The sequence below is a fragment of the Pseudacidovorax sp. DMC4 genome, from assembly GCF_056314265.1.
This window is the reverse complement of sequence record NZ_JBQUYR010000005.1, coordinates 154,821-178,319: the sequence shown is the minus strand read 5'-3', so window position 1 is coordinate 178,319 and position 23,499 is coordinate 154,821. Positions and strand designations below refer to the sequence as shown.

At 64.4% G+C, this 23,499-nt stretch carries 26 protein-coding genes; 7 read left to right on the top strand and 19 right to left on the bottom strand.

The features are described from left to right. Positions 1–56: 56 nt before the first annotated feature. The 7 genes from ACT54X_RS11485 to ACT54X_RS11455 all read left to right on the top strand — a co-directional run bounded on the left by ACT54X_RS11485 (position 57) and on the right by ACT54X_RS11455 (position 6,608). The gene (locus ACT54X_RS11485; protein WP_354321998.1) at positions 57–830 is read left to right on the top strand and encodes a response regulator transcription factor; all 774 of its coding nucleotides are present in this window, start codon (positions 57–59) and stop codon (positions 828–830) included. A gap of 209 nt (positions 831–1,039) precedes the next feature. After that, a complete protein-coding gene (locus ACT54X_RS11480; RefSeq protein ID WP_476346608.1) occupies positions 1,040–2,530 on the top strand; it encodes a DUF4331 domain-containing protein in 1,491 nt (496 codons plus the stop codon). A gap of 10 nt (positions 2,531–2,540) precedes the next feature. Next, complete coding sequence (locus ACT54X_RS11475; RefSeq protein ID WP_476346606.1) at positions 2,541–2,840, top strand: hypothetical protein; 300 nt, start codon at positions 2,541–2,543, stop codon at positions 2,838–2,840. Then, positions 2,837–4,039, top strand: a complete 1,203-nt coding sequence (locus tag ACT54X_RS11470; RefSeq protein WP_476346604.1) for a hypothetical protein — start codon at positions 2,837–2,839, stop codon at positions 4,037–4,039. Before ACT54X_RS11475 ends, ACT54X_RS11470 begins: the two co-directional genes overlap by 4 nt. A gap of 16 nt (positions 4,040–4,055) precedes the next feature. Continuing rightward, a complete protein-coding gene (locus ACT54X_RS11465; RefSeq protein WP_476346602.1) occupies positions 4,056–5,210 on the top strand; it encodes a HupE/UreJ family protein in 1,155 nt (384 codons plus the stop codon). Positions 5,211–5,312: 102 nt separating this feature from the next. Then, positions 5,313–5,738 carry a YkvA family protein gene (locus ACT54X_RS11460; protein WP_476346601.1) on the top strand — a complete coding sequence of 142 codons (426 nt, stop codon included), beginning with the start codon at positions 5,313–5,315 and terminating at the stop codon, positions 5,736–5,738. 324 nt (positions 5,739–6,062) lie between these two features. After that, on the top strand, positions 6,063–6,608 hold the full coding sequence (locus tag ACT54X_RS11455; RefSeq protein WP_476346599.1) for a hypothetical protein: 546 nt from the start codon (positions 6,063–6,065) through the stop codon (positions 6,606–6,608). A gap of 18 nt (positions 6,609–6,626) precedes the next feature. On the opposite strand, the gene ACT54X_RS11450 is transcribed toward ACT54X_RS11455, so the two are convergent. From ACT54X_RS11450 to ACT54X_RS11360, 19 genes are all read right to left on the bottom strand, one after another. After that, positions 6,627–7,856, bottom strand: a complete 1,230-nt coding sequence (locus ACT54X_RS11450; protein ID WP_476346597.1) for a tetratricopeptide repeat protein — start codon at positions 7,854–7,856, stop codon at positions 6,627–6,629. 38 nt (positions 7,857–7,894) lie between these two features. Continuing rightward, entirely contained in the window at positions 7,895–8,827 is a 933-nt protein-coding gene (locus ACT54X_RS11445) for a sigma-70 family RNA polymerase sigma factor (protein ID WP_476346595.1), read from the bottom strand. Between the two features lie 33 nt (positions 8,828–8,860). Next, entirely contained in the window at positions 8,861–9,520 is a 660-nt protein-coding gene (gene fliP / locus ACT54X_RS11440; protein WP_476346593.1) for a flagellar type III secretion system pore protein FliP, read from the bottom strand. 368 nt (positions 9,521–9,888) lie between these two features. Then, on the bottom strand, positions 9,889–10,338 hold the full coding sequence (locus ACT54X_RS11435) for a flagellar biosynthetic protein FliO (RefSeq protein WP_476346591.1): 450 nt from the start codon (positions 10,336–10,338) through the stop codon (positions 9,889–9,891). 159 nt (positions 10,339–10,497) lie between these two features. Beyond that, the gene (locus ACT54X_RS11430; RefSeq protein ID WP_476346589.1) at positions 10,498–10,929 is read right to left on the bottom strand and encodes a FliM/FliN family flagellar motor switch protein; all 432 of its coding nucleotides are present in this window, start codon (positions 10,927–10,929) and stop codon (positions 10,498–10,500) included. Beyond that, positions 10,926–11,981, bottom strand: coding sequence for a FliM/FliN family flagellar motor switch protein (locus tag ACT54X_RS11425; protein WP_476346587.1), 1,056 nt, complete (start codon positions 11,979–11,981; stop codon positions 10,926–10,928). Before ACT54X_RS11425 ends, ACT54X_RS11430 begins: the two co-directional genes overlap by 4 nt. Before the next feature lie 8 nt (positions 11,982–11,989). Continuing rightward, the gene (locus ACT54X_RS11420) at positions 11,990–13,168 is read right to left on the bottom strand and encodes a flagellar hook protein FlgE (RefSeq protein WP_476346585.1); all 1,179 of its coding nucleotides are present in this window, start codon (positions 13,166–13,168) and stop codon (positions 11,990–11,992) included. Positions 13,169–13,193: 25 nt separating this feature from the next. Then, positions 13,194–13,595, bottom strand: coding sequence for a flagellar hook capping FlgD N-terminal domain-containing protein (locus ACT54X_RS11415; RefSeq protein WP_354319018.1), 402 nt, complete (start codon positions 13,593–13,595; stop codon positions 13,194–13,196). Between the two features lie 1,057 nt (positions 13,596–14,652). Further along, positions 14,653–15,156: a hypothetical protein gene (locus ACT54X_RS11410; protein ID WP_476346582.1), complete on the bottom strand. Its 504-nt coding sequence runs from the start codon at positions 15,154–15,156 to the stop codon at positions 14,653–14,655. A gap of 17 nt (positions 15,157–15,173) precedes the next feature. Continuing rightward, positions 15,174–16,589 (bottom strand): FliI/YscN family ATPase, encoded by a 1,416-nt coding sequence (locus ACT54X_RS11405; protein ID WP_476346580.1) that lies wholly within the window; start codon positions 16,587–16,589, stop codon positions 15,174–15,176. 130 nt (positions 16,590–16,719) lie between these two features. After that, positions 16,720–17,361 carry a FliH/SctL family protein gene (locus ACT54X_RS11400; RefSeq protein WP_476346578.1) on the bottom strand — a complete coding sequence of 214 codons (642 nt, stop codon included), beginning with the start codon at positions 17,359–17,361 and terminating at the stop codon, positions 16,720–16,722. A 239-nt stretch (positions 17,362–17,600) separates the two neighbouring features. Beyond that, positions 17,601–18,263 (bottom strand): hypothetical protein, encoded by a 663-nt coding sequence (locus tag ACT54X_RS11395; protein WP_476346576.1) that lies wholly within the window; start codon positions 18,261–18,263, stop codon positions 17,601–17,603. After that, positions 18,260–19,756: a flagellar basal-body MS-ring/collar protein FliF gene (gene fliF / locus ACT54X_RS11390; protein ID WP_476346575.1), complete on the bottom strand. Its 1,497-nt coding sequence runs from the start codon at positions 19,754–19,756 to the stop codon at positions 18,260–18,262. Before fliF ends, ACT54X_RS11395 begins: the two co-directional genes overlap by 4 nt. Further along, positions 19,753–20,124, bottom strand: coding sequence for a flagellar hook-basal body complex protein FliE (gene fliE / locus ACT54X_RS11385; RefSeq protein WP_476346573.1), 372 nt, complete (start codon positions 20,122–20,124; stop codon positions 19,753–19,755). The genes fliF and fliE overlap by 4 nt, the downstream gene beginning before the upstream one ends. Then, positions 20,121–20,588 (bottom strand): flagellar basal body rod protein FlgC, encoded by a 468-nt coding sequence (flgC, locus tag ACT54X_RS11380; protein WP_476346571.1) that lies wholly within the window; start codon positions 20,586–20,588, stop codon positions 20,121–20,123. Before flgC ends, fliE begins: the two co-directional genes overlap by 4 nt. 10 nt (positions 20,589–20,598) lie before the next feature. After that, on the bottom strand, positions 20,599–20,967 hold the full coding sequence (locus tag ACT54X_RS11375) for a flagellar basal body rod protein FlgB (protein ID WP_476346569.1): 369 nt from the start codon (positions 20,965–20,967) through the stop codon (positions 20,599–20,601). 47 nt (positions 20,968–21,014) lie between these two features. Next, positions 21,015–22,193 carry a flagellar basal body P-ring protein FlgI gene (locus ACT54X_RS11370; RefSeq protein ID WP_476346567.1) on the bottom strand — a complete coding sequence of 393 codons (1,179 nt, stop codon included), beginning with the start codon at positions 22,191–22,193 and terminating at the stop codon, positions 21,015–21,017. Further along, entirely contained in the window at positions 22,193–22,801 is a 609-nt protein-coding gene (locus ACT54X_RS11365; RefSeq protein ID WP_476346565.1) for a flagellar basal body L-ring protein FlgH, read from the bottom strand. The genes ACT54X_RS11370 and ACT54X_RS11365 overlap by 1 nt, the downstream gene beginning before the upstream one ends. Continuing rightward, positions 22,798–23,193 (bottom strand): flagella basal body P-ring formation protein FlgA, encoded by a 396-nt coding sequence (locus ACT54X_RS11360; RefSeq protein ID WP_476346758.1) that lies wholly within the window; start codon positions 23,191–23,193, stop codon positions 22,798–22,800. The genes ACT54X_RS11365 and ACT54X_RS11360 overlap by 4 nt, the downstream gene beginning before the upstream one ends. Positions 23,194–23,499: the final 306 nt, after the last annotated feature.

Here is a 23,499-nt window from a genome sequence, read left to right as displayed (position 1 = left end):
AATGGCGTCGCTTCCCCTCCAAATCGAATTACCGACCCATTTCAGGAGAGCGCGATATGCGTATTGCAGTTGTGGACGACGAGCCGGCGTCGCTGGATTTCCTGCACCGGACCATCACCCAGGAAGGCCATGAGTGTTTCGGCTTCACCACCGGGCTGGACCTCCTGCGCACCCTGCGCCATCACAGCTTCGACCTGCTGGTGATCGACTGGACCCTGCCCGACCTGACCGGGGCCGAGCTGATCCGAATGATCCGCAACGGCCTGCCCAGCACGGTGCCAATCATCTTCATCACCACCGGCGAGAGCGACGCCGACATGGTCGAAGGCCTGGGCGCCGGCGCGGATGACCACCTGTGCCGCCCGGTGCGCACCGGCGAACTGGCCGCCCGCATGCAGGCCCTGCTGCGCCGCACCTATCCGCAATTGACCGAGGCCGAATTGCATTTCGGCGTCTACACCTTCATGCCCCGCCGCCGGCAATTGACGGTGCGCAGCACCCTGGTGCCGCTCACCAACCGCGAATTCGAACTGGCCCTGCTGCTGTTCCGCAACCTGGGCCGCCTGCTGTCGCGCGAACACCTGTGCGGCACCGTGGTGGGCCCAGGCGCAGAGACCACCTCGCGCTCGCTGGATACCCATGTCTCGCGCCTGCGCCACAAGCTGGACCTGCGGCCGCACAACGGCTACCTGCTGTCGGCGATCTACCGCATGGGCTACCGCCTCGACGCCATCGAGGAGCGCGCCGTCGGCACGGCGGCCGACACCACGGCGGGGGGGGCAGAGCGTCCGCTGCTGCCGGGCCGCAGCCGCACACCGCCAGCGGCCTGACCGCCACCCTCCCGCGCCGCATGAAAGGCCGCCATCGCTGGCGGCCTTTTCGTTTTCGCAGTCCGTGTTCCGCACAGGCGGCCTCTCGGTGCAAACCCGAGGTCCGCACGTCCTCTGCATCCAGTGCATGCGCAGTGCCGTATCCGATCCACCGATGCGAAATCGGTCGAATCCCACTGCCCATCACTCCACCTACAGAGGTCACGCCGATGAGACTGTCCATCCCTGCCAAGGCGCTCGGCTTTGCCGCCGGCGCGCTGCTGATTGCGGGCGCCCACGCGTCCAGCCACCGCGAGGCGCCGTCGATCGCGGGCATGCCCAAGCTGGACGCCACCGACTTCTACATGTTCCGCAGCTACGAGGCCGGCCGGCAGGACTACCTGACGCTGATCGCCAACTACCAGCCCGACCAGAGCGCCTACGGCGGGCCCAACTACTTCAGCATGGATCCGAACGCCCTGTACGAGATCCACGTGGACACCAACGGCGACGCGGTGGAAGACCTCACCTTCCAGTTCCGCTTCAAGAACACGCTGCGCGACATCCAGCTGCCCGTGGGTGGCAAACAGGTGTCGATCCCGCTGATCCAGGCCGGCGGCATCACGGGGCCCAACCAGGCCACCAGCAACCTGCGCGAGACCTACACCCTGAGCGTGGTGCGCGGCGACCGGCGCAAGGGCACCGTCCAGCCGGTGACCGGGCCCGGCGGCGCCACCGAGTTCGACAAGCCGACCGACAACATCGGCGAGAAGACCTTCGGTGCCGGCGCGGGCTATGCCAACTACGCCAACCAGCACATCTACACCGTCAACATCCCGGGCTGCAGCGCGCCCGGACGCGTGTTCGTGGGCCAGCGCAAGGACCCGTTCAGTGTGGCGCTGGGCCAGGTGTTCGACCTGATCAACCTCAACCCACTGGGTGCGCCCGATGCCAATGCCGACGCGCTCGCAGCCAAGAACGTGACGACGATGGCGGTGGAACTGCCCATCGCCTGCGTGACGACGGCGAGCCAGCCCATCGTCGGCGGCTGGACCACCGCCAGCGTGCGGCAGGGCCGGCTGATCGCCAGCCCGCCCAAGAGCGGCCACGGCACGACCGCCATCCAGGGCGGCGCCTGGGCCCAGGTCTCGCGCCTGGGCATGCCGCTGGTCAACGAGGTGGTGATCGGCCTGAAGGACAAGGACCGCTTCAACAGCTCCAAGCCCATGGACGACGCCCAGTTCGCCAACTACGTGACCAACCCCACGCTGCCGGCGCTGGTGCAGACGCTGTTCTCGGCGCCCGCCCCCACCAACTTCCCGCGCACCGACCTCGTCGCCGCCTTCCTCACCGGCGTCGAAGGTCTGAACAAGCCGACCAACGTGAAGGCCTCCGAAATGCTGCGACTCAACACCAGCATCGCCGCGACGCCCAAGGCGCAGCAGAGCAACCTGGGCGTGCTGGGCGGCGACAAGGCGGGCTTTCCCAACGGCCGCCGCCCCGGCGACGACGTGGTGGACGCCGAACTGCGCGTGGCCATGGGCGCCCTGTGCGTAGCCACCGGCGCCGACGACGCGCTCAAGGTGGGCTGCAAGCCGTCGGATGCGCCCGCGGGCGGCGCGGCGCTGACCGATGGCGCCGCGCAGTCGCCGGCCCAGTTCCCGGATGCCTTCCCGTACCTCAACACACCGCTGCCGGGCGCGACCCTGGCGCGCCAGTGAGGGCGCCGCGATGAGCCGCCTGTCCATGCATCTCGCGAGCGCCCTGCTGGCCGCCGCGGCCCTGGCGGGCTGCGGCGGCGGTGGGGGTGGCAGCTCCTTCGCCTTCGTGCCGGCAGCGGCGCCCGGCACGGGGAGCAGCAACCCGCCCACGCCCACCAACCCCGCACCGCAGACGAGCGCCTACGACCAGTTCCTGGCCTACGTGCTCGCCCTGGTCGGCACCCAGCAGGATGGCGCCGAGCCCGCGGATGTGGCGGCGCTCGATCCGGCGCCCACGTCCGAGACGACCGAGCCGATCGCAACACCATGAGCGGCGGGCCGCCACGCCGCCGCCACGGCGCGCACTGGCGCCCGCTGGCGCTGGGCCTGGCGGTCGCCGGCAGCGCGCTGGCGACCGTCCATGCGGCGCCGCGCCTGCCCGCGTCCGACGACCAGGTCGTCGAGACGCTGCCCGGCGGGCCGGGTGCCGCGAAAGCCAAGCGCCGGCTGCGCGCGAGCCTGCAGGAACGCGCCGGCGAGCCGGCCGCCGCGGTCGAGGCCGCCCAGGCCTACCTCACCCTGGCGCGGACACAGGGCGATGCCCGCTATGCCGGCCAGGCGCTGGCCGCGCTGCGCGCCTGGGACGCCGTGCCGGCAGCCCAGACACCGCCGGAAGTCCTGGTGATGCGGGCCACCATCCAGCAGTTCGTCCACGACTTCGACGGCGCCGAGGCGTCGTTGAAAGCCGCCCTCGCCCGACGCCCGGCCGACGCGCAGGCCTGGCTGACGCAGGCCACCCTCCTGCGCGTGCGGGGCCGGCTTGCCGAATCCGACGCCGCCTGCCGGGCCACGGGCCGGGCGGGACCAGCCGTCTACGGCATCGCCTGCCTGGCCGAGAACGCAGCGCTGCGCGGCCGGCATGACGAGGCGCGTGCCACCTTGCGCACGCTGCTGCAGGACGCGCCGCTCCAGACCGACAGCCTGGCCGGCGTGCGGCAATGGCTGTGGACCACGCTGGCCGAAGTCGAGGAACGGGCCGCCCAGCCCGCCGCGGCCGAAGCCGCCTACCGGGAAGCGCTGCTGCTCGGCCGTGACGGCTATCTGCGGGTGGCCTATGCCGACTTCCTGCTGCAGCAGGACCGCGCCAGCGAAGTGCCGCCCTTGCTGAGTGCAGAGCCGCGCAGCGATCCGGTGCTGCTGCGCCTGGCCATCGCCGAGCGGCGCACGTCGGGTCGCCCCGGAGAGGCGGCGGAGGAACTGGCCGACCGTTTTGCGGCGGAGGCCCTCCGATCCGCAGGCGCTGCGGGCCATGCGCGCGAACAGGCACTCTTTGCCCTGGACGTGCAGGGCAATGCGAAACAGGCCCTGGCGCTGGCGCGGCAGAACATCGGCCAGCAGCGCGAGCCGACGGACCTGCTGCTGCTGGCGCGCGCCGCCCACGCCGCCGGGGACCCGGCCGCCCTTGCCGAGGCGCGCCGGGTGCGTGACGAGATCGGCCTGCGGGATGCCCGGATCGATGCGCTGCTCTGACCCCTGGCGCCGCGCCATGCGCCCGCTGCTGCTCATGGCACTCCTGGCGCTGTCCGCGCTCCTGTGCCCCCTGCCCGCACTGGCGCACAAGTCCAGCGACGCGTATCTGTGGATCACCCGGGAAGGGCCTCGGCTCGCCATCCGATGGGACATCGCCCTGCGCGACCTGGACGCCGCCCTGGACCTCGACGCCGACCAGGACCAGCGCCTGCAATGGGGCGAGGTGCGCAGACGCCTGCCGGACATCATGGCCTACGCCAGGGCGCGGCTGCAGCTGCAGCAGGGCCGCTGCATCCTGCGGCCGGGCCCGGCCGAGGGCATCGAGGAGCGGGTGGACGGCGCCTACCTGGCGCTGCGCTTCGACAGCGACTGCGCCGACACCGACCTGCTGACCATCGACTACCGGCTGTTGCGCGAGGTCGACCCCACCCACCGCGGCCTGCTGCGGCTCGGCGCGGCGAGCGACACGGCCGCCCCGAGCGCCAGCGTTCGCTCGCTCGACCCGGGCGGTGGCCCGGTGCAGGTGCGCTGGCCCTCCGACGAGGCGCCGCCACCCGCGGGCGGACATGGCTTCTTCGCCGATGGCCTGCACCACATCCTGATCGGCTACGACCACCTGCTCTTCCTGCTGTGCCTGCTGCTGCCGGCGGTGATGCGCCGCAGCGCCGCGGGGTGGACGCCGGTGGGCCGCTGGCGCGATGCCCTCTGGCCCATCGTGAGCTGGGTCACGCTGTTCACCCTGGCGCATTCGCTCACGCTCGCACTGGCGGCGCTCAAGGTCGTGAGCCTGTCGCCGCGCATCGTCGAACCGGCCATCGCCGCCACCATCCTGCTGGCGGCGCTGGACAACCTGCGGCCACTGCTCGGCACGCGCCGGCGCTTCTTCAGCTTTGGCTTCGGGCTGATCCATGGATTCGGCTTCGCGGGGGCCCTGGCCGAGCTGGACCTGCCCACCCGCGCCTTCGCCAGCGCCCTGCTGCAGTTCAACCTGGGCGTGGAGGCGGGGCAATTGCTGGTCGTGGGCATGGCCATGCTGGTGCTGCTGGGCCTTCGGCGCTGGCGCGGCTATGTGCCCATGGTGCTGCACGGTGGATCGGTGCTGGCGGCGATGCTGGCGCTGGTGTGGCTGGTAGAGCGGGTGTTCGACCTGTCGGTGCTGCCAATGGGTTGAGGGCGGTGGCCGCGAGCTGATGCGCTCGATGGCGAGCCTCTGCCCGCAGCGGGCCCATGGCTGCCTATAGTCACGGCCGTCGCCATTCCTTGCCTCGATGCCGTGTCCTTCCTTGACGCCCTGCGCCGCTGGGCGCGCCAGCTCAAGCGCGACGTGCTCGCCCTCTGGTTCGCCCGCCGCCACTCGCAAACGCCCTGGCACGCCAAGGCCCTGGGCGCCTTCGTCGTGGCCTATGCGCTCAGCCCCATCGACCTGATCCCGGACTTCATCCCCGTGCTGGGCTTTCTGGACGACGTGATCCTGCTGCCCGGCCTGATCTGGCTCACGCTACGCCTGCTGCCGCCGCAGGTGCTGGCCGACTCGCGCGACAAGGCGCAGGCCTGGATGGACGCGCGCCGCGAGCGGCCGCGCAGCCTGGTGGCGGCGGTGGTGATCGTGCTGCTGTGGGTCGGAGTGGCCGTCGCCCTGGCGATCTGGGCCCTGCCGTGGGTGCGGCTCCACGTTCTCGTCGATGCATCCCATCGCTAGCCTCGGCCCGAACCGGCCGCCGCACTGCCGACCTGGCAAAGTCGCCCGGACGGACGACGACGGAGTCAGCAGCCCAAGGCCTGACAGGTTTTCGCCGTGTTCCGCCGATCCTGCCGGGGCAACGACAACGGGTGCCGCCAGACCGACGACCACCAAGGCAACCGATGGCAGCCTGAAGCGCTTCAAGGCCTCCCGCACTCCGTGAACCACGGCGACGTGCCGACCTCAAGTAACTGGCCCAAAACCTGATCGGCCAAACGCAGCGCACAGACCAATTGTTTGGCCACCGGCAGCCTGCCGGTGAGCAAGCGTGCAACAGCCATCATGAGCCTGCTGCACTCCGCACAAGGGAGAGGCCGAAAGCGGAAACACCGCCCAAAGCCGCCGCCCGCACGCCTGCCAGGCAACTGGTCATCGAAAAAGGTGAGCCACAGCCTGATTGCTACCATGCAGCGGATGATTGATCCGACCACTCCGCTTGCGGCCATGATTCGCGCGCAGTTCCGAGCGCACGATCAACTGCGGGCAACTGAGGCTTCAGGCGCGGAAGGCGTCCCCCCCAGGCCCGAAGCATCCGCGCAGGAGGAAACCCAAGAGCTTGCGCCGCAGCTACAGCAACTGGTCGCACTGCGCATTCGGGGACTGGACGCTGACGATCCGTACCGTCGCCGCAAGGCCTTTCGCGTATTCCTCGAAGCTGTGCTGGTGCAGACATTCGGACGTGACCGCATTGATGGTCCTGCGTTCGACCAAATGGTCGACAAGGTGATGCATCGAATGGAGTCCGACGCCGCCCTTTCAACCTCCATGAGCCAAGCGGGGGAACTACTACTGGCAAGGGCAGCACAGCCATCAGGAGCCTCGGAGTAGCTCCTGAGAAATCCAGCACTATCCTCGCGACCCACTCTGCGGCCGCGTTGCTACGCCTCCCAGCACGCGACGGGCAAAGCGCTGGACGTCACTGAGATCTTTCACTTCCCCACTCAATAGCGCCTGTGCGTAGCGCCCGGACGCATTGGTGCGATCCAGGCGCGCCGCGATCTCTGCGTGCTCGCTGGCTTCACGTTGGCGTGATTGCATGGCAAGCGCCACTGCCAACCCCCCGTGGCTTTCCGCGAAATTGCGATCCAGCCGAAGCGCCGACTGAAAGCTTTGCTCTGCGCCAATCAAGTCGCCCTGAGAGATTTGTGTCCATGCCAAGCCATGCCAAGTGCCAACGTGCTGGCCCATGACGGAAAGCGCCTTGTTGAAGGCCTGAAACGCTTGCTCCAGTTCGCCAGCAAGCAACCAAGCAAATCCACGTGTGGACCAAGCCCGACCATCGCCGGGTTGGCGCTTCAAAGCCGCATCGGCAAACCGGCCGGCCGCTGCCGCGTCTTGGCGGGCAAGCGCCAGCGATGCACATGCGAGCGACGCTTCGGGCGGATGCTCGGCGGGATCGCCATTTCTAAGACTCAGATCAGCCCATCGTTGCGCTGTACCGAACTCAGAAGCGTCGATGGCAATCAGACTGCCCACCCCCGCAACTTGCGGGTCCAGCGATCCACTGCGGTCCAAATCCAAGGCCCACTCCATCGCCCGGCCGAGTTGTGCGTCCTGATGGAGAGCACGCAACCAGAGTTGTTGAAGCGCCCGCGAGGCAAGAGGTGGAGGTCCCCCCTTGGCAGATGAGGATATGACGCCCTTTTGCACAGGAGACTCCAACACGCGGGCAAGTCGCTGAACGCTGAGTCCGCTTGCGCCTCGACGCAAATCCACAAAGGCGAGGTTATGCGTCAGGACGTCAAGAAAGCCATCGGGTGGATTGGGCGTGGCCATGAGCGCCTCAAGGACCGCCTGCGCTTCGTCATAGCGCTGCTGGGCCAGCCAAAAGTCACCTTCACGCAGCCGCCAGCCGAGTGTGTCGACACCTAGTCCCTGTGCATGGCGAAGGTGCGCCTTGGCCTTTTCCCACTCACCGCATGCCAAAGACGTTTCGAAGCTCGTGATGAGAAGCTCGTTGTTGTCGGGATCTTCTTGAAGATAGCCTTCCATGCGCTGCATTCGCAGACGCACGGTAGCGAGACGAGGATCGCTCTGGATGGATGCGTCAACATTGGCAGTAGAAGCTTCGGTCATGACGATGCGTGTTGGGTTTGCAAAGCGGCTGTCAAGGCCTACAGGCACAGATCGAGCCGGGCATCTTTCTCGAGCAGTTCGCGCAGACGCAGCAAGCCCTGCCGGTGAAGTTGGGATACGCGGCCCCGCGTGACTCCCATGTCGACAGCGATCCGTTGGAACGGCACTTCCTGCATGTAGTGCTGGCGGATGACCCGCTTTTGCTGATCTGAAAGCTGATCAACGAGTCCCCTGAGAACTGCCCCAAGTTGGAGGATCTCTGTCTTGCGGAAGTAACTCACCTCCGGGGACGGGGTATAAGAACCGAGGCTTGGTTCAAATGCAGCGGCATCCACCATGCCGGTGTCCTCAAGAAGAATCCCTAGCGCGATGCCTATGCCTACGTCAGCCAGATACTCGAAGAGCTTGTCGGCTGCGCGGTGGCCCGAAGCGCTGGCCGCGCGCTCAATGCCTGCCGAAGCCATGTCGGCGGTGTCGAGTTCCTCTTCCGAGTGCATCGAATCCTCAGGGATGCATCCTTTAAGAGAGGCCAGACGCTCCTGCTGAAGACGGGTGCGAATGCTGATCTGCTGATTCTTCTCGGTGAGCCGGACCAATCCGTTGAGGATGGAGCCTTGCACCCGCTTGGACGCGAAGGTCTTGAACTGCGCACCCTGGGATGGATCGAAGCGGTCAACCGCTTCGATGAGGCCCACACGAGCGAGTTGAAGGTATTCCTCGAACTCCACATCGTTGTGCGTCCGCCGGCCATACAGGGTGGCCGCCATCATTCGCGCATAAGGAAGGAAGTGGCAGATCAATAGGTCGCGCGCGGCGGCGTCCTTCTGAACCCTCCACTGGCTCCACAGAGGGGCCAGCGCGACCGCCTCTTGCGAAGCAGGATCCGAAACGTCAGCAGCTGATCCGAGCTCACGTGCGTCGACGGAATTACCCGGCGGGTTTCTTGAGGCCGCCGAGCTCAGACGCGCCATGGGCACTCCATCTGCAAAACCACGTCCGATACCCTAGTGGAAGCTGCCAACCAGCGCCTTCAAAACCAGGCTCCAGCCGTCGACCAGGATGAACATCAAGATCTTCAGCGGGAGCGCAATGGTTGTCGGCGGCATCATCATCATCCCCAACGCCATGAGGATGCTCGAGACGATGAGATCGATGAGCAGGAATGGCAGGAAGATCACGAAGCCAATTTGAAAGGCCGCGCGCAGCTCTGACAGCATGAACGCCGGAATCAGCTGCACATTGCTGATGTCGTCCATCGACTGCGGTGTAGGCGCCTTGGAGAGCTCAACCATCAATGCAAGATCGGCTTCTCGCGTCTGTCGCACCATGAACTCACGCAAGGGAGCGACCCCTTTGCTATAGCCATCCTCCATGGAGAGCTTGCCTGCCATGAAGGGCGCAAATGCATCCTGATTGACCTTCTGAAGCACCGGGGACATGGTGAACAGAGTCAGGAACAGAGCCAGCCCGATCAGCACGGTGTTCGGGGGTGTCTCATTCATCCCGATGGCGTGTCTCAGCATGGACAGAACGACGACGGTTCTCAGGAAACTCGTGAGGCACACCAACAATGCAGGAAGAACAGCAAGGACCGTGAGGCCGAGCACCACCCGCAGGGCCTGGGCGGTCTCTGTCGAGGGCGTCGAAGGGCCCGCGCCGATCACTGTGGAACTCGCGCCATTTGAGACAGACGGCGACGCCACTCGCTGTGCAGCCCCTTTGCCCTGCGCGATGCTTGCCGGGACAGAAGGAGCAGGACCCGAGCCTCGGGACGGCGACGCCACCGCCGTTGGCGCTTGGGCAGCCGGCTCTCGCATTGTCTTTGTAGATGACGAATCTTCACCTACTCGCGCAGGGTCGGGCGCTGGCGCGTCTGGCGCTTTGACCACCGGCGCCAGAGAAGCGGTAGCTGCCACCTCCGCCGGTTCAGTCGCTTGTGCCCATGCTGTGCTTTGAAGAGCACAAAACAGCAGACTGACAAGCATGGCACGCAGTCCAGCAGGGAAACAGCCGATACCAGCAGCCTTCGCCCTCATCGCGCGGCCTCTTCCGCATCTGGAACCGGCACGGACTCTTTGGCAGGTACCTCGGCCAGCACACTGATCGAGTTGTCGGTGCATCCCAGCAGCAGGCGTTTGCCTCTCCACTCGATCACATGCAGGTGATGACGCGGAGACAACCGGGAACCAGAGACTCGAAGAATCTCGGCAGACGCGTCATGCTGAAGCCAACGGTCCCCCAACATCCGCAACCATGGCGCGCCGGCGGATTGATGGCCTGGGGCATCGCCCGAGCGTGGCGTGAACTTTCTGCGCCGAGCGAGGCCGAAACCCAAGAGACCAACGATGCCAATGATCGGGACAAGTGCCCACCAACGCGCATTGATGGCAGTCTGATCCGCCACAGCGTCCCGGCGCACGGGAATGCTTGGCGGCAGAGTCTCGCCGCCTGTTGGGGATGCAGCCCCCAGCGCAGAGGTCAAGTTGGCGCTGTTCGCTGCTATTGCCCCAGCCTGCGCCCAAGCGGGTGACCCCGCAAGAAGAGGCAGGAGCCACGCGATCAAACAGACCCCATGCCACCCAGTCAGCACGCCAGACCAGACGTCCTGCGACCAGCGATCCCAACTCCATTCGTGCATCCGTCAGTTTCCAGCAACGAGGCCAAGCGCCACGGGCAGCTCAGTGATACGCACACCGAAATGCCCATCGACGGCGACAAGTTGGCCCCGCGCGACGACTTTGCCTTCGATGGTGAGATCGACAGGGGCATCCACCTCTCTGTCCAACGTCAGCACCTGGTGCTCCTTCGCGCCGAGAAGCTCCCCCACGGAGATGGTTGCCTCTCCCACCATCACCTGCAAGGTCGCTCTGATCTGGTGCAGAGGATTCCATCCCTGAAGAACGGGGGTGGCGCCAGCTGACCGGTGAGAGCTCTCGCCTCGCTTCTCAGGCAACTCCGGCAAGGCCAATGCCTGCACGGTTGGCGGCGGAGCGGTGTCGGGACCGGGGCGCGCGGCGCTTTCGACGCGGCTCAACCGAAGGTCGGCGGCGATGTTGTCTACTGCTGTTGTCATTGAAGACTTCCCTTTGGCTTTTGAACGTGCAGCGGGATGCCGCTGTATGAGGTTGTTGTCTGGACCTTCGCCGCCGCATTGAGCGGCCGCTCCTCAAGAGCGCTGGCAGAAGGCACGAGCTCCACGGCAATGCGGCCGGCGCTTTGGCCAAGCCAGGCCTCGCACACGGCTGTGCCATCCAAGTCGACCACGTGTGCGGGGACGTCCAGCGAATGATCCAGAGGCACGACGTCACCCACACTGAGACCTTGAAGCTGCCCCAGGTTGAGCTGAACGCCGTCCAGCATGACCCTTAGTTCAACTTGCCGATCCGCCAGCACCGCATCAAGCCGGCTCTTTGCGGTCCTGGTTGCCGGCAGGTCCGAGGTACGCGGCTTCGGCATGGAGGAAGGAACACTAAGCAAAGTCCGAACGACGTCATACGGCACATCGACGACCCACCCGTAGCCACACCAGTCCGCGCGAATGCGCAAGGCACCCGACCACGCATGAGCTCTGGCTTCAGAAAGTGCGCCAACCAGGGCATCCCGATGCTCAAGTGCCTCGACCTTGAACATGCCGCGGAGCCGTGTCATCCAGTCCGCTACCGCCGATCCGGCGAGCGCAATCGCCAAACCATCGCTCGGCAGATTGAAGGCGCCAGCCAATCCTTTCGTGGAGGACGCTGATGGGGAAGCCATGAAAAACATCTGCGCAGCAACGATCCGCACAGCGATGGCCAAGCCCTCCGACGCGTCGCTGGCGTTGCGATCTTCTCGTGCCGGCTCCACGAACGCTCCTTCACTGCCGGCCGGAGCTTCAATGCTCCAGTAAACGGTGCCTTCGCGCGCACGGCTCCAGGTCCCGTCCGCTTCGAGCACCGCCACCTGCGGTGGGTCGTCAGCGCGGCCGTCCGCACGGAACCAATCCGATCGCCAGGTCTCAAGCAGCTGCGAGAACTGGGTTGCCAATGCGCTTCTCTGCGCTTGCGACCAGTAACGTAGCGGCTGGGCGCGCCGCGATGCCTCTGCTGCGTCCATCAATGCAGACGACTCTCCGACAGAAGACAGCATTGCTTCAGTCACCTGCTCTTCATGGAGAACAGCTCCTGCAGCATGTCGTTCGCCGTCGAGATGACTTGAGAGCTCGCCTGATAGCCGCGCTGCATGATCACGAGGTCGCTGAACTCCTGCGACAGGTCGACATTGGAGATCTCAACCCGACCGGATCGAACCGAGCCGAATGCACCTTCGGACGCCACTCCGACGTGCCACGCATTCTGGTTCAGCGCTTCGAACTGGTTGTCACCCACTGAGCCCACCGCGTCCGGAGAGTCGAATCGGGCAAGCGCCAGCTTCGGTCCCTTGACGGTCTGACCGTTCGAATAGGTCATGACAAGAGTGCCCGTTGCGTCAAAAGCTGCGCCGCTCATGGCGCCCGGCCCCACCCCATCCTGCGAGTCCGCCTTGAGCGAGGTTTGGCCCGCGAACAGCACGACATCGGAACTGAAGTCCAGGGTCAGTGCCATGGCAGGCTGCCCTGAAGGCGTGTAGCTGGCCTGCACGACCGCTGTCGTTGCGGTCGGCTTACCGTCCACGAAGACCATTTCGCTGGTGCTGACGACGGTCGAGCCTTCCATGAGCTCCACTTTCATGGTCGTCCCGCTGGCATCGGCGCTCTTTACAGAGAACTTGAGGCTCAACGTATGGCTGGTTCCACCAGCATCGATCACCGTGATACCGCCGGCCGTCTGCTCTGTCACCGTGTTGGAGAGATTGCCCGAGAACTGCACGCGGGAAGTGGGCTTGCCAAGATTGATCATCTTCCCAGTCAATGACACAGGCGCGAACGCGCCGTTGGCATCCATGGCCATGACTTTCTCGCCGTTGATCCTGCTCACGAGCGTGCCATCCGTGTCGAACTTGAATTGGCCCGCACGGGTGTAGGTGGTCTTCCCTTGCTCATCCTGCAGCACAAACAGACCTTGCCCGTCGATGGCGAGGTCAAGGTCATTTCCCGTCTGCCGCAACTCGCCTTGCGTGAACGACATGGACGTTCCCGCAGTGTTTACACCGAAACCGACTTGGTCCTTTCCAGCCCCTCCTCCAAGGCCATCGCGCGAATAGAACATGTCTGCGAACTGAAGGCTCGAGCTCTTGAAGCCAGGCGTGTTCAAGTTGGCAGTGTTGTTCGCGATGACGCGCAGCCCCCGCGAATAGCCCGAGAGGCCGGTCATGGCGACATAGATCGAATCAAGCATGGATCATCCTTGTTCAAGGTTGTGGTCAACGCACCGCAACGAGTTGGCTGAGCGACACGTTGTTCAACGTGGCTCCGCCGGTGGTTTGGATCGTCAGAAGCGGCGCATCGCCGGACAACGACAGCGCACTGACGGTGCCTGTCACACTGCCAGTTGCGGTCGTCACTTCGACGTTCTTACCGATCAGCCCGACGGATTGAAGCGCGGCCTGGTTGGTGATCAGCGTCTCAATCTTGGTGTTGAGCTGCTGTGTCTGCTCCAGGCTCGTGAACTGCGCCATCTGAGCCATGAACTGCTGGTTGTCCATGGGCTTCAATGGATCCTGGTAGGTCAGCTGCGTAAGAAGGATCTTCAAGAAGTCCTCCATGCCGAGGCTCTTGGCCTGGAGGTTTGTCGCGCCGGAACTGCTCACTGCATCTATTGCCATCAATCCTCCTGGGATGGGTTCGCATTGAAAGGGATGCCGCTGTCCGCACGGAACGCCGCATTGGTAGGTGCGTCGGACTGCCAGCTACCGTCTCGCCAGACCAAGCGACCATTGCAGACCACTTGGTGCAACCGGTCGCCACGCGAGCGCATCCCGCGCTCCAGGTCGGCGATCCACTGAGGCATCATGGACAAGAGTTGCACGTCATCCGCGCGAACGGCGATCCAGACGGCTTGGCCTTTGAGGGTGCTTTCCTCGTGCAGTCTGACTGGCGCAACGGGGGCACCAGATTGCACGGACGGACGTAACGGCTGACCAGCTGATGTCCGCGCCAAAGCCCACTCGGCCCTGGGGACGGACTGCGCAGCACCCGCGATATCTTCGCTTCGCGCGTGCTGAGGCGAAGCCATCAGCGCTCGCTCTGCTTGCAAGGGCATCAAGGCTGCAGCGGCCTGCACAGGCCAAGCTGCCACTGGGGTCGAGGCAGTGCGGTATGCCGAAGTCATCACCGGTGCTATCGAGTCAAGTCGAGCTTGCTTCACTGGCATTTCGGATGAACGCGACGTGTCGTCCACAAGCCGTTTCGTCTTGATCGGCAGCGTTGCGCTCGTGGGCTCCAAGCCGTTCGCACCGTAAAGCTCCTTATCGTCAGCTTTCGCTTCCGCCGGGCTCCGTTCAGGCTGAGGCCGCGACAACGCTTGCCTTCCACGCTGTCGCACAAATGCTGACCTCATCGGTGCAGGCTCGACGCGCGCCGGCCCAGACTCAACGTCCAGGCCTGTACCCAATGCCGGAAGCATCCCTGCGGGAGCGCTCAAGCCTTTGACCGAGGTGCCTCCAATCCCCCTCAACGCTCCAGAGTTCTGCGGGCGCGAGGTCACTGCCGCGGCGTCTGGCCGATGAGTTTTGAACCACGTGTTCAGTTGAACGCGCTCCATCTCACGCGTCCAGGCAAGTCGTTGGCCTGCGCTCTCGCGAGGCCGATCGGCCGGAGCGCTCACGCCATTGCCCTTCTGAAAACTCAGAGTCAGCAACGCGCCTGCTGGGCCTGTCGTACTCATGTCCGACGCTCCTCGAACTGGGTCGGTACCAAGCGGATGTTCCGACGCCCAAGCCAATCTCTATCGCGCTCGTTCAGTGCAAGATGACGCATCTCTGCGGCGTACTGCGTCAAGGCATCGTGCTTGTGACGGTCCAGGCCATCGAGTCTGGCGCGCTCACTGAGCAATGTCTCGCGCAGCGCTTCGCACCGATCACGAAGCCGCAGCCGCGACTCTTCAAGTTGCTTAGCCTTTTCGCGGAACCGGGATAGCCGCGCAAGGCTCAGGCGATGGGCCACCGGATCCAGTCGAAGCGCCAACTGACTGCTGACATGGCGCGCATATTCCTCGAGCGCCTCGAGCACCTGCATCAACGCTGTCTCCGTCTCTGCGAGTTCGGCCTGCGCTCGACTGAGCGCTGCCTGCGCCTTGTCAAGCCGCCACTGCTGCCTTTGTCGGATGGGCTCGAGGGTATAGACGAATGCCCGAGCATCGACATCGCTTGGCAACGAAGAAGACATGCCGAGATCTCCGGCGCTCACTTCGCCACCCCGGAGGACAGCACAGCTGCCGGTTTCTCATGGGCAAAGACAGCCTGCAAGTCCTTGATCGACTCACTTCGATCCGCGCCCCCGTGGCGCTGACGTAGCCACTCCAGCAGAGCGGGCTCGACGAACACCGCACGATCGAGCTCGGCATTGCTTCCCCGCTCGTAGGCGCCGATATCGATCATCTGCCGGTTTCGCTCCAGGATCGCGAGCTGCTGCACTGCGGACGTGGCGAGTGCCCGCTGCTCAGCGTCGGCAAGTTCCGGCATCAAGCGACTGATGCTCTTGAGCACATCGATCGCGGGATAGTGCCCACGATGGGCGAGTTGCCTGCTCAGTACGATGTGTCCATCCAGAATGGCGCGCAAGGCATCGGAAACCGGCTCGTTGAAGTCATCGCCCTCAACAAGGACTGTGAAGAGCGCCGTGATGGCGCCTCCCCCGGGGCCCATTCCGCATCGCTCGCAGAGCTCCGGCAGTTCCGCGAACACGGAGGGGGTATAGCCCCGCGCCGTCGGCGGCTCGCCCGCGGACAGCCCAACCTCGCGTCTGGCCATTGCGAACCGCGTGATCGAGTCCATGGTGAGCAATACGTGGCAGCCTTGATCGCGGAAATGCTCAGCGATCGAGAGTGCTGCGTAGGCAGCACGAAGGCGCGCAAGTGCGGGCTGATCGGACGTCGCGACTACGACCACCGAACGGGCGAGCCCTTCTGGCCCCAGCTGCTTCTCGACGAATTCCCGCACCTCGCGTCCCCGCTCGCCGATGAGTGCAATGACGTTGACCCCGGAGTGCGACGTGTCAGCGCCCGCCGCTTTGACGTGCCGCGCGAGCAGGCCAAGCAGCGTGCTCTTTCCCACGCCGCTGCCCGCAAAGATGCCAACGCGCTGCCCTACCCCCAAGGTCAGAAGTCCGTCGATGCAGCGAATGCCTGTTTCGAGCACTTGGTTGATCGGCAAACGGTCCATCGGATTGACCGGCTTTGATTTCAGCGGGCGCCTCGAAGTCGTCGCAGGTGTCGGCCGACCATCGAGCGGAGCGCCGAAACCATCGATGACTCGCCCCAGCAGTGCTTGACCCACGCCGACGTGCGACTCCGATCCGAGAGCGTGCACCTCGCAGCCGGCCGCAATGCCGTCGACGGACCCATAAGGCATCAGCGTGACCCTGCCAGGCTTGAGCCCTACAACTTCTGCCAGCACGGCGGTTGCTTCGGCGCCTGGCTGGTACATGTCGCCGGTGGACTGCCCCATTGCCGGGCGGGTCATGATTCGGCATAGCTCACCCACGGCGACGTCGGGCCCCTGCGCCTCAATGGCGAGACCCTGCATCTCTCGAACCCATCCGATACGACGAAACAGTTCAGCCGAGCGAAGAGCCTTGATACTGGCCGCGACAGCATTCATACGGGCTCCCTGTGGACACATCCGGTGCAACACGTGGGCCAACGATTCATCGCGCCTGTGCACAGCGACACCAGAGCGATCTCTGAACAACGCACGTCAGCAACGAGGAGTCCGGCTGAAAGCAAAGACCTCACGCGCCCTCTCCCGAAGCGTCTCGCGCAGCGGCCACTGCGGCGCGCGACCGCAACAACAGCTTGCGCAGCGAACCAAGTTGTACTTCCAGCCGTGCGTCCAGTGCCCCTTCCGGGGATTGCAGAATGCACCCGCCCAGAACGATGCTCGGATCGGCCACCCACTGCACATCTGCGGGTGCCACGTCACTCGCATCCAAGCCCGAGTCTGAGCGAAGCGTGGCCAGATCCTCCGGGTGCATGTGCACGGCCACCAGCCGGCGGCTACGCTGCGCCTGAACTGCCTGCCTCAACTGGAGACGCAAGCCTTCCGCAGTCACCGCCTGGTCGCCCAAAATGCGGCATACCGCCTCGAACGACAGTGCAAGCATGTCATCCTCCGCCGCGCGGAGGCGTTCTTCGACCTGTCCGGGAAGCGCCTCCAGAATCTGCATCAGGTTCTGAACACGCGCCTGATAGGCCAGTTGGGCCTGCCGGGTCAGATCATGCTTGAGCTTTTCACTTCGCTCAGCAAGCTGCTGCTCTGCGGCCCGGGCCGCATGCTCGCTCGCTTTCCGGGCCTCGTCGGCCGCCAAGCGACGCCCTTCTGCCAACCCTCTGGCAAGACCATCTTCGTACTCCCTGTCGATGGCAGGCCTCATCGATTGCAAGGGGGCGGCGGCCAGGCTCGCCGCTTGGTCAGGGCGTGGCTCTGCGGCCCGGGCTGGCACGGGACGAACGACGTCCAGCGCTGGGCGTTGATCCGGGTGCGGCGAGGCGGAGGGCGTGACCCGCGCGCGTCCCGGCATGGCCTTGCCTTGAATGATCACGTCTCGAAGGACGCGAGCGGTATCACCTCGCCGCGATCCCGACCCATCCTGTGCGGGGAAGACAGGTTCCTTCACCTCGCACGCTCCGAACCAGAGATATCCTTTTTAAGAAGTCGCCCGACACGGTACCGCACGCCTTTCCAAGACAGCGAGGATGGCGCTGCGGGAACGGTCGTCTCACGCACGACTCGCGCTACCGCCTCAATGAGTCTTGCCCGCATGGCCGGGGGAGTTGAGCGCCCCGAGACCGACCGGTCAGCCAGAATCTCCTTGAGCTCCCGACGCTTGTTCGCTTCCAGTGCGCCCAGCAGATCCTCTCTCCAAGGCCAGTGTGCGCACTGCAACCACTGGGCAAGAAGTTCTGCAGGTTCTGTCCGAAGGCAAGCCACCGCCTGTTCTACGTCCGAGCGGCCCAACCCCATCAGAAACTCCTCGTCGCTGGGCCTGTTACTTGAATCGTCGTCTGCTGTGGCTTCACTGATGAGCAGCGGATCGCGAGAGACGCCAACAGCCTCGAGTTCATGCAAAAGCCCATTGATCTGCTGGCGCTGGGCGGACGACAACGCGTCCAGCATCCAATTGCGATCAGCAGGCGCCATTGCATGCAAGAGCAACGCTGCATGGCGCACCCCGTCCGTGCCAGAACCTGCCTGACCAGCTTCGAGATGCCGGGCAAACATGTCGCCTTCTTCCGAAGACGCCCCCACCACTCGGCCGCCGACAAGCGACATCATGAGTTCGCCCCAGGCGCTGGATCCGGACGCTTCATTCCAGGGGAATCGGACTCGCCCAACCACTCGCGTATGCGCCGCAGCGCTGCTGCGCGTTCCGCCTCGGTCAACTCCCTGCTTCGAGATGCCGAACTCTTGTCTTTATTGCGCTGGGTCCACGCGCGCGCCACCCAGGCAGCGCAGCCAATGACCAAGACAAGCGCGAAGAGCCAACGTACCGACTCCACGTCGCCGCTGGTTGAAGAATCTTTGACCGCCCCTAGCCCGGTTCCATCGACGTCCGGAACTGCGGACTCTGCCTCGCTCGATGCGGCCCCGGCAATCTCCCCGTGCGTCTTCGACGACGGAGCCGCCAAGGTCTGAACGACCACAGTGTCCCCGCGTTCAAATGACGCACCCACCGCCGCTGCGATGAGTCTGCGAAGCTGTTCCTCCTGTGCAAGATCGAGCACTGTCCGAACCACTGCTACCACCTGAATCCGACGGATGGAGCCTGGCTGGCTGACGACCTGCTCGACACGACGGCCTGTCGCGTACTCGACATCGCGCTGTGAGCCTCCGGCTCTGAGAAGCCCCGCCTCGACCCCGCGCGCCTCGCCTGCCCCACCACCATCACGCAGAACCTCACGCTCACGCACGACGACGCCGGTCGACTGAAGCCCATTACGCGACGGGGCCGGAAGCACATCTTCGGTGGTGGTCCGAATCTGATCCATGTTCAACGTGACATCGACACTGGCCAGCGCTTGTCCTGCGCCGAAGGCCCGGTCAAGGATGGCGCCGACCTTGCGCGACAGATAAGCCTCGGTGTCGCGTTTGATATCCAGGCGCGCAGCGTTGAGTTCGGCCTCGCCACCACCCGCGTCCGTCCGAGTCAGTGCGACGCCCCTGCCGTCCACGATGGTGACGTCCTGAATGGACAGTCCCGGCACGGCGGCTGCGACAAGGCGCTGCACACCCGTGATCTGCTCAGGACGCAGCTCTTGCCCCTGGCGCATCATCAGCGTGACAGATGCCTTGGCCTTCGAACTGGCTTGCTTGAACAGTCCCTGTTCGGGGAGCGCCAGAAGGACACGAACCTCGCGCACTTCAGAGAGCGACTGAATGGTCCGCGTCAGCTCACCTTGCAGCGCACGTTGGTAGTTGATCTTCTGCGCGAACTCGGTCATCCCGAAGTCCGTGTTATTGAATAACTCCAAACCAACCGCGCCATGGAGCGGCAGCTCCTTCCCCATTAGCTTGATGCGTGTGGCATGAACCGTCGCCTTGTCCACCAAGATGGCGCTGCCGCTGTCACCAAGACGGTAGGGGATCTTGAGGCGCTCGAGTTCAGCCGTCATCGCCTGAGCGTCCTGCGGCTTGAGATCAGAGAACAGGACCTGATAGTCCGTGCGAAACACCCACCAGGCCGCGAAGGCCAGTCCAAGGCCGATGGCAAGGACGCCCGCCAACAGTCCGGCGCGGGCGCTTCGAGTCAACCCATCCCAGAAATTCATATCGGCATCTTCATCACGTCTTGGTATGCCTCGAGAAGGCGGCCTCTCACCTGCATCAGCACCTGGAATGACAGACGGCTTTCCTCAAGGTTGATCATCAGCTGATGCAGGTTCTGCGCCTCTCCGAGGGCCAGCTTCTGCAAACCGACTTCACCATCGATGATCTTCTTGTTGACCTCGCCAAGTCCCGCAGAAACCATCTGCGCGAAGTTTGTGGTCCCCAGTTGGGCATTCCGGTCGATAGGGAGAGGACCAGATACAACCGGACCGGAGGTAGGCGTGAGGGCGCCGGCTTGAAGCTGTGCCACCATCGACTGCGCCTGTGGCGAAAGCGCGGACAGCGCCTCTACGGGCAGGAACGTGGTCATGCGTTGCCCCCAATGTCCAATGCGCGAAGGGCCAGGGTTCTCGTTGTATTCATTGCAGACACGTTTGCTTCATAGGCTCGCGTTGCACTCATCATGCTGACCATTTCGGTCGCGACGTCGACTGCTGAGTAAGACACATAGCCGCGTGTGTCTGCGAGCGGATGAGACGGTTCGTAGACCATTCTGGAGGGAACGTTCGACGCCACGACATGGGCAAGCGGCTGTGACTCGGCAACATTCAGCGCCTCGAGCCCTTGATCGAACATCACGCCGAATCCCGATGCCGCCGTGCCGGCGATGGCTGGGTTACCGGCAGCAGCAACGACTCGCAGTGGCTGGTAAGTGACGCCACCGACTCCTTGCACAGTGTTGGCATTGGCGAGATTCAATGCCGCGACGTCGACGCGCAAGCGCTCCACACTCATTCCAGCTGCACTGATGGCAAACGACTGGCTGTAATCCACGTAGATCTCCTTACTTTCTGCCATCGCCAGCCGCCATCGAGAGGATGGCGAAATGACGGGAGAGGCCCTTGACCAGAGCCTGGTAATGCACTGCGTTGCGGGCCATCTCCGCGGCCTCCGCATCGAGCTGCACCGAATGGTCTGCGGCGGGCTCGATGAAGGGGCGGACCTGACCAAGCCCGGCCGGATCCAACCGACCGGTCGCTTCCATTCCCTGCTTGAGGCCCGTCAGCTGCGCTTCGAAACTGACTTGCTGCGGTATGTAACCCGCGACATTCGCGTTGGCGATGTTGGTCGCAATCGCCCGCTGACGCATGCTGGCCGCATCAAGAGCGAGGGCCAAGGCAGAGCGGGTGACCGCTTCAATTCCGTCATTCATTCCTGTCTCCTTTTTCTCGGACAGCGTTAGCTAACGTGTACCGCGCACTATTGAACGATGAGTTCGCCATGTAGAGCACCTGCAGCCTTGACGGCCCGGAGGATCGAGATTACGTCCCGCGTACTGGTCTTGAGCCGCGCCAGCGTCTGCACCAGGTCAGACACCGTGTCGGATCCCATCACAAAGCCAGCCCCGTTGAGTTCATCGACATCGACCCGGGTGTTGGTCACGATCGCAGTGCGAACGTCGGGGCCGCCATTGATGATGTTGAATGGCTGGGACGCCGAGTTCTGACTCGAAATGGCGATCTTGATGTCCCCATGGGAGATTGCGACTCGGGAGATCCGCACATCTCCGCCTGCCACCACAGTGCCCGTGCGCTCGTTGATCACCACCTTGGCTCGGCGGTCCGGCTCCACGGTGACGTTCTCGATGCGTCTGAACAAGGCGACCAAATGGTCTCGGTGCATGGACGGGACGGCAATCTCAATGCCGGACGCGTCGCGCGCAGTCGCCAAGCCAACCCCGAGCTGTTGGTTGATCGCATCAGCCACGCGGCCCGCTGTGGTGTAGTCCGGTTCAGCAAGCACGAACGTGATGTTCTGGTGCTCATCCACCATGTTTGCGTTCACGCCTACCTCGACGGTCGCGCCGTTTGGAATGGAGCCAGTGGTCGGATGATTCTTCTGCACCACGTTGCCATTGGCGTCGTAGCGATAGCCCCCGACTGATAGCGCACCTTGGGCAAGTGCGTAGACCCTGCCGTTGGCACCCTTGAGCGACGTGACGAGCAATGTGCCACCCACAAGGCTACGAGCGTCCCCCGCGGAGCTCACGGTCGCGTCCAACGTGTCCCCTTCTCTGGCGAAGGTGGGCAGCGACGCGCTCACCATGACCAGCGCAACGTTGCGGCTCTGAATGGCCTCCGGAGCGATGGTGAGATTGAACTGTGAGAGAACATTGGCGAGAGACTGACGCGTCGTTCTGTTGGACGGCGAATCCCCCGTGCCGGCCAAGCCTGTCACGATGCCGGTTCCGAAGAGCGCGTTATCCCTCCAGCCTTTGAGCTTGCCCAGGTCCTTGACTCGCACAGTGTCAATCGTTGCGGCGCCCGCAGCACGCCTTGCCGATTGCTGCGCGTGAGCCGGCAGCGAAACGCTGACTGCCACTACGCCGAAAGAGCAGAAAAGGATGCGAGCTCCGACCCGCGACATGAAACGGTGCATCACAACCCCAACCAGTCCAGGATGCGTCGCCAAGCGCTGCGCCGTGCTCTGTCAGACACGTCGCCCTCGCCGACGTAGGTGATGCGAGCGTCTGCCAGGCGGGTCGACAGGACGACATTGCCGTCCGAGATGTCCTGAGGGCGCACCCGCCCCTCAAGATTCACCTTCTGCAGTTCATCGTTGACCGTCAGAAGTTGCTCGCCGGCAACCATGAGGTCGCCATTCGTGAGCACGCTCTTCACGGTCACGGTCAATGTCGCAAGCAGTTTGTTCGTCCGCTGCGTGCGGCCGCCCCCGTCGAAGTCCCCGCTGATACCAATTCCCAGGGTCCCCACCACTCGGTTTCCTGTCTGAGTCACGGAGCCCGCAATATCGTTGGCGCGGCGCGTGCCCGTGTTCGCGCTGGTCGAAGCTGAAGAGTTCTCGAACACCTGGACAGTCAAGGCATCGCCTAAGCGGAAAGCCTTGTTGTCGGCGGTGAGGGGCCTGAACGTAGCCTCTTGATAGAGGCTCTCGGCCGCAGCGGGCTGGCCCAAGCCTAGCAAGCCGGGTGTGATGATCGCCAAAGCGGCAGCGCGGAGGTTCCAGCGCCAGCTTCCGATGCTCATGGCTGAACCTCCACCTGCCCCGGGCCAGTGACGCGAGCAAGCACCTCACTGCTTGCGCCTCTTACCTTCACCCGGACAACTTCACCGGGGCGGCCATCCTGCAGCACTTCGACGCGGCTCTCCACGGAGACGCCTCCGCTGCGCGCGATGAGATGAGCCCAGCCGCCACGCGTGACGGCAGGCGATGGCCGCATGTTTTCTGCAAGCAGCACCTCTCCGACATGAAGAGGCCTTCGCAAGCGCTGGGGCTCATCCGCGGTGAGCCTCCCACCCCCGGGCTGCGCAAGTACAGCTGGGCGTCGGCCTTGGAGAGTTGTGAGATCCACCTCCCTCTGATCGATGCTCGCTTGCCTGAGTACGCCGTCCAGCGGTGCATCCCTCTCGAGAGGCATCGACGCGACGCCGGCTTGGGCCCAGGCATTCACTTCAAAGGTGACCGCCGTCGCGCGAGCGAAGCGGTCGTTCACCCAGATGTCTACCCACACCAGCATTCGGCGCGAAGGCTGCACCCAGTCGGCGATGGGCCGAACCCGCAGTACTGCATCGCCAGTGGGTAGCATCAAGTCGCGAGGCGTAGACGTTGCCTGCACCTGGCTCTTGAAGCTCCGCGCGCCCAACCAAGTCTGCAGCGCAGACTGGGCAGCCGCGGCGACGGCTTCGCCCGGCAGATTCTGCGAAGCACTCTCCACGACGGTCTC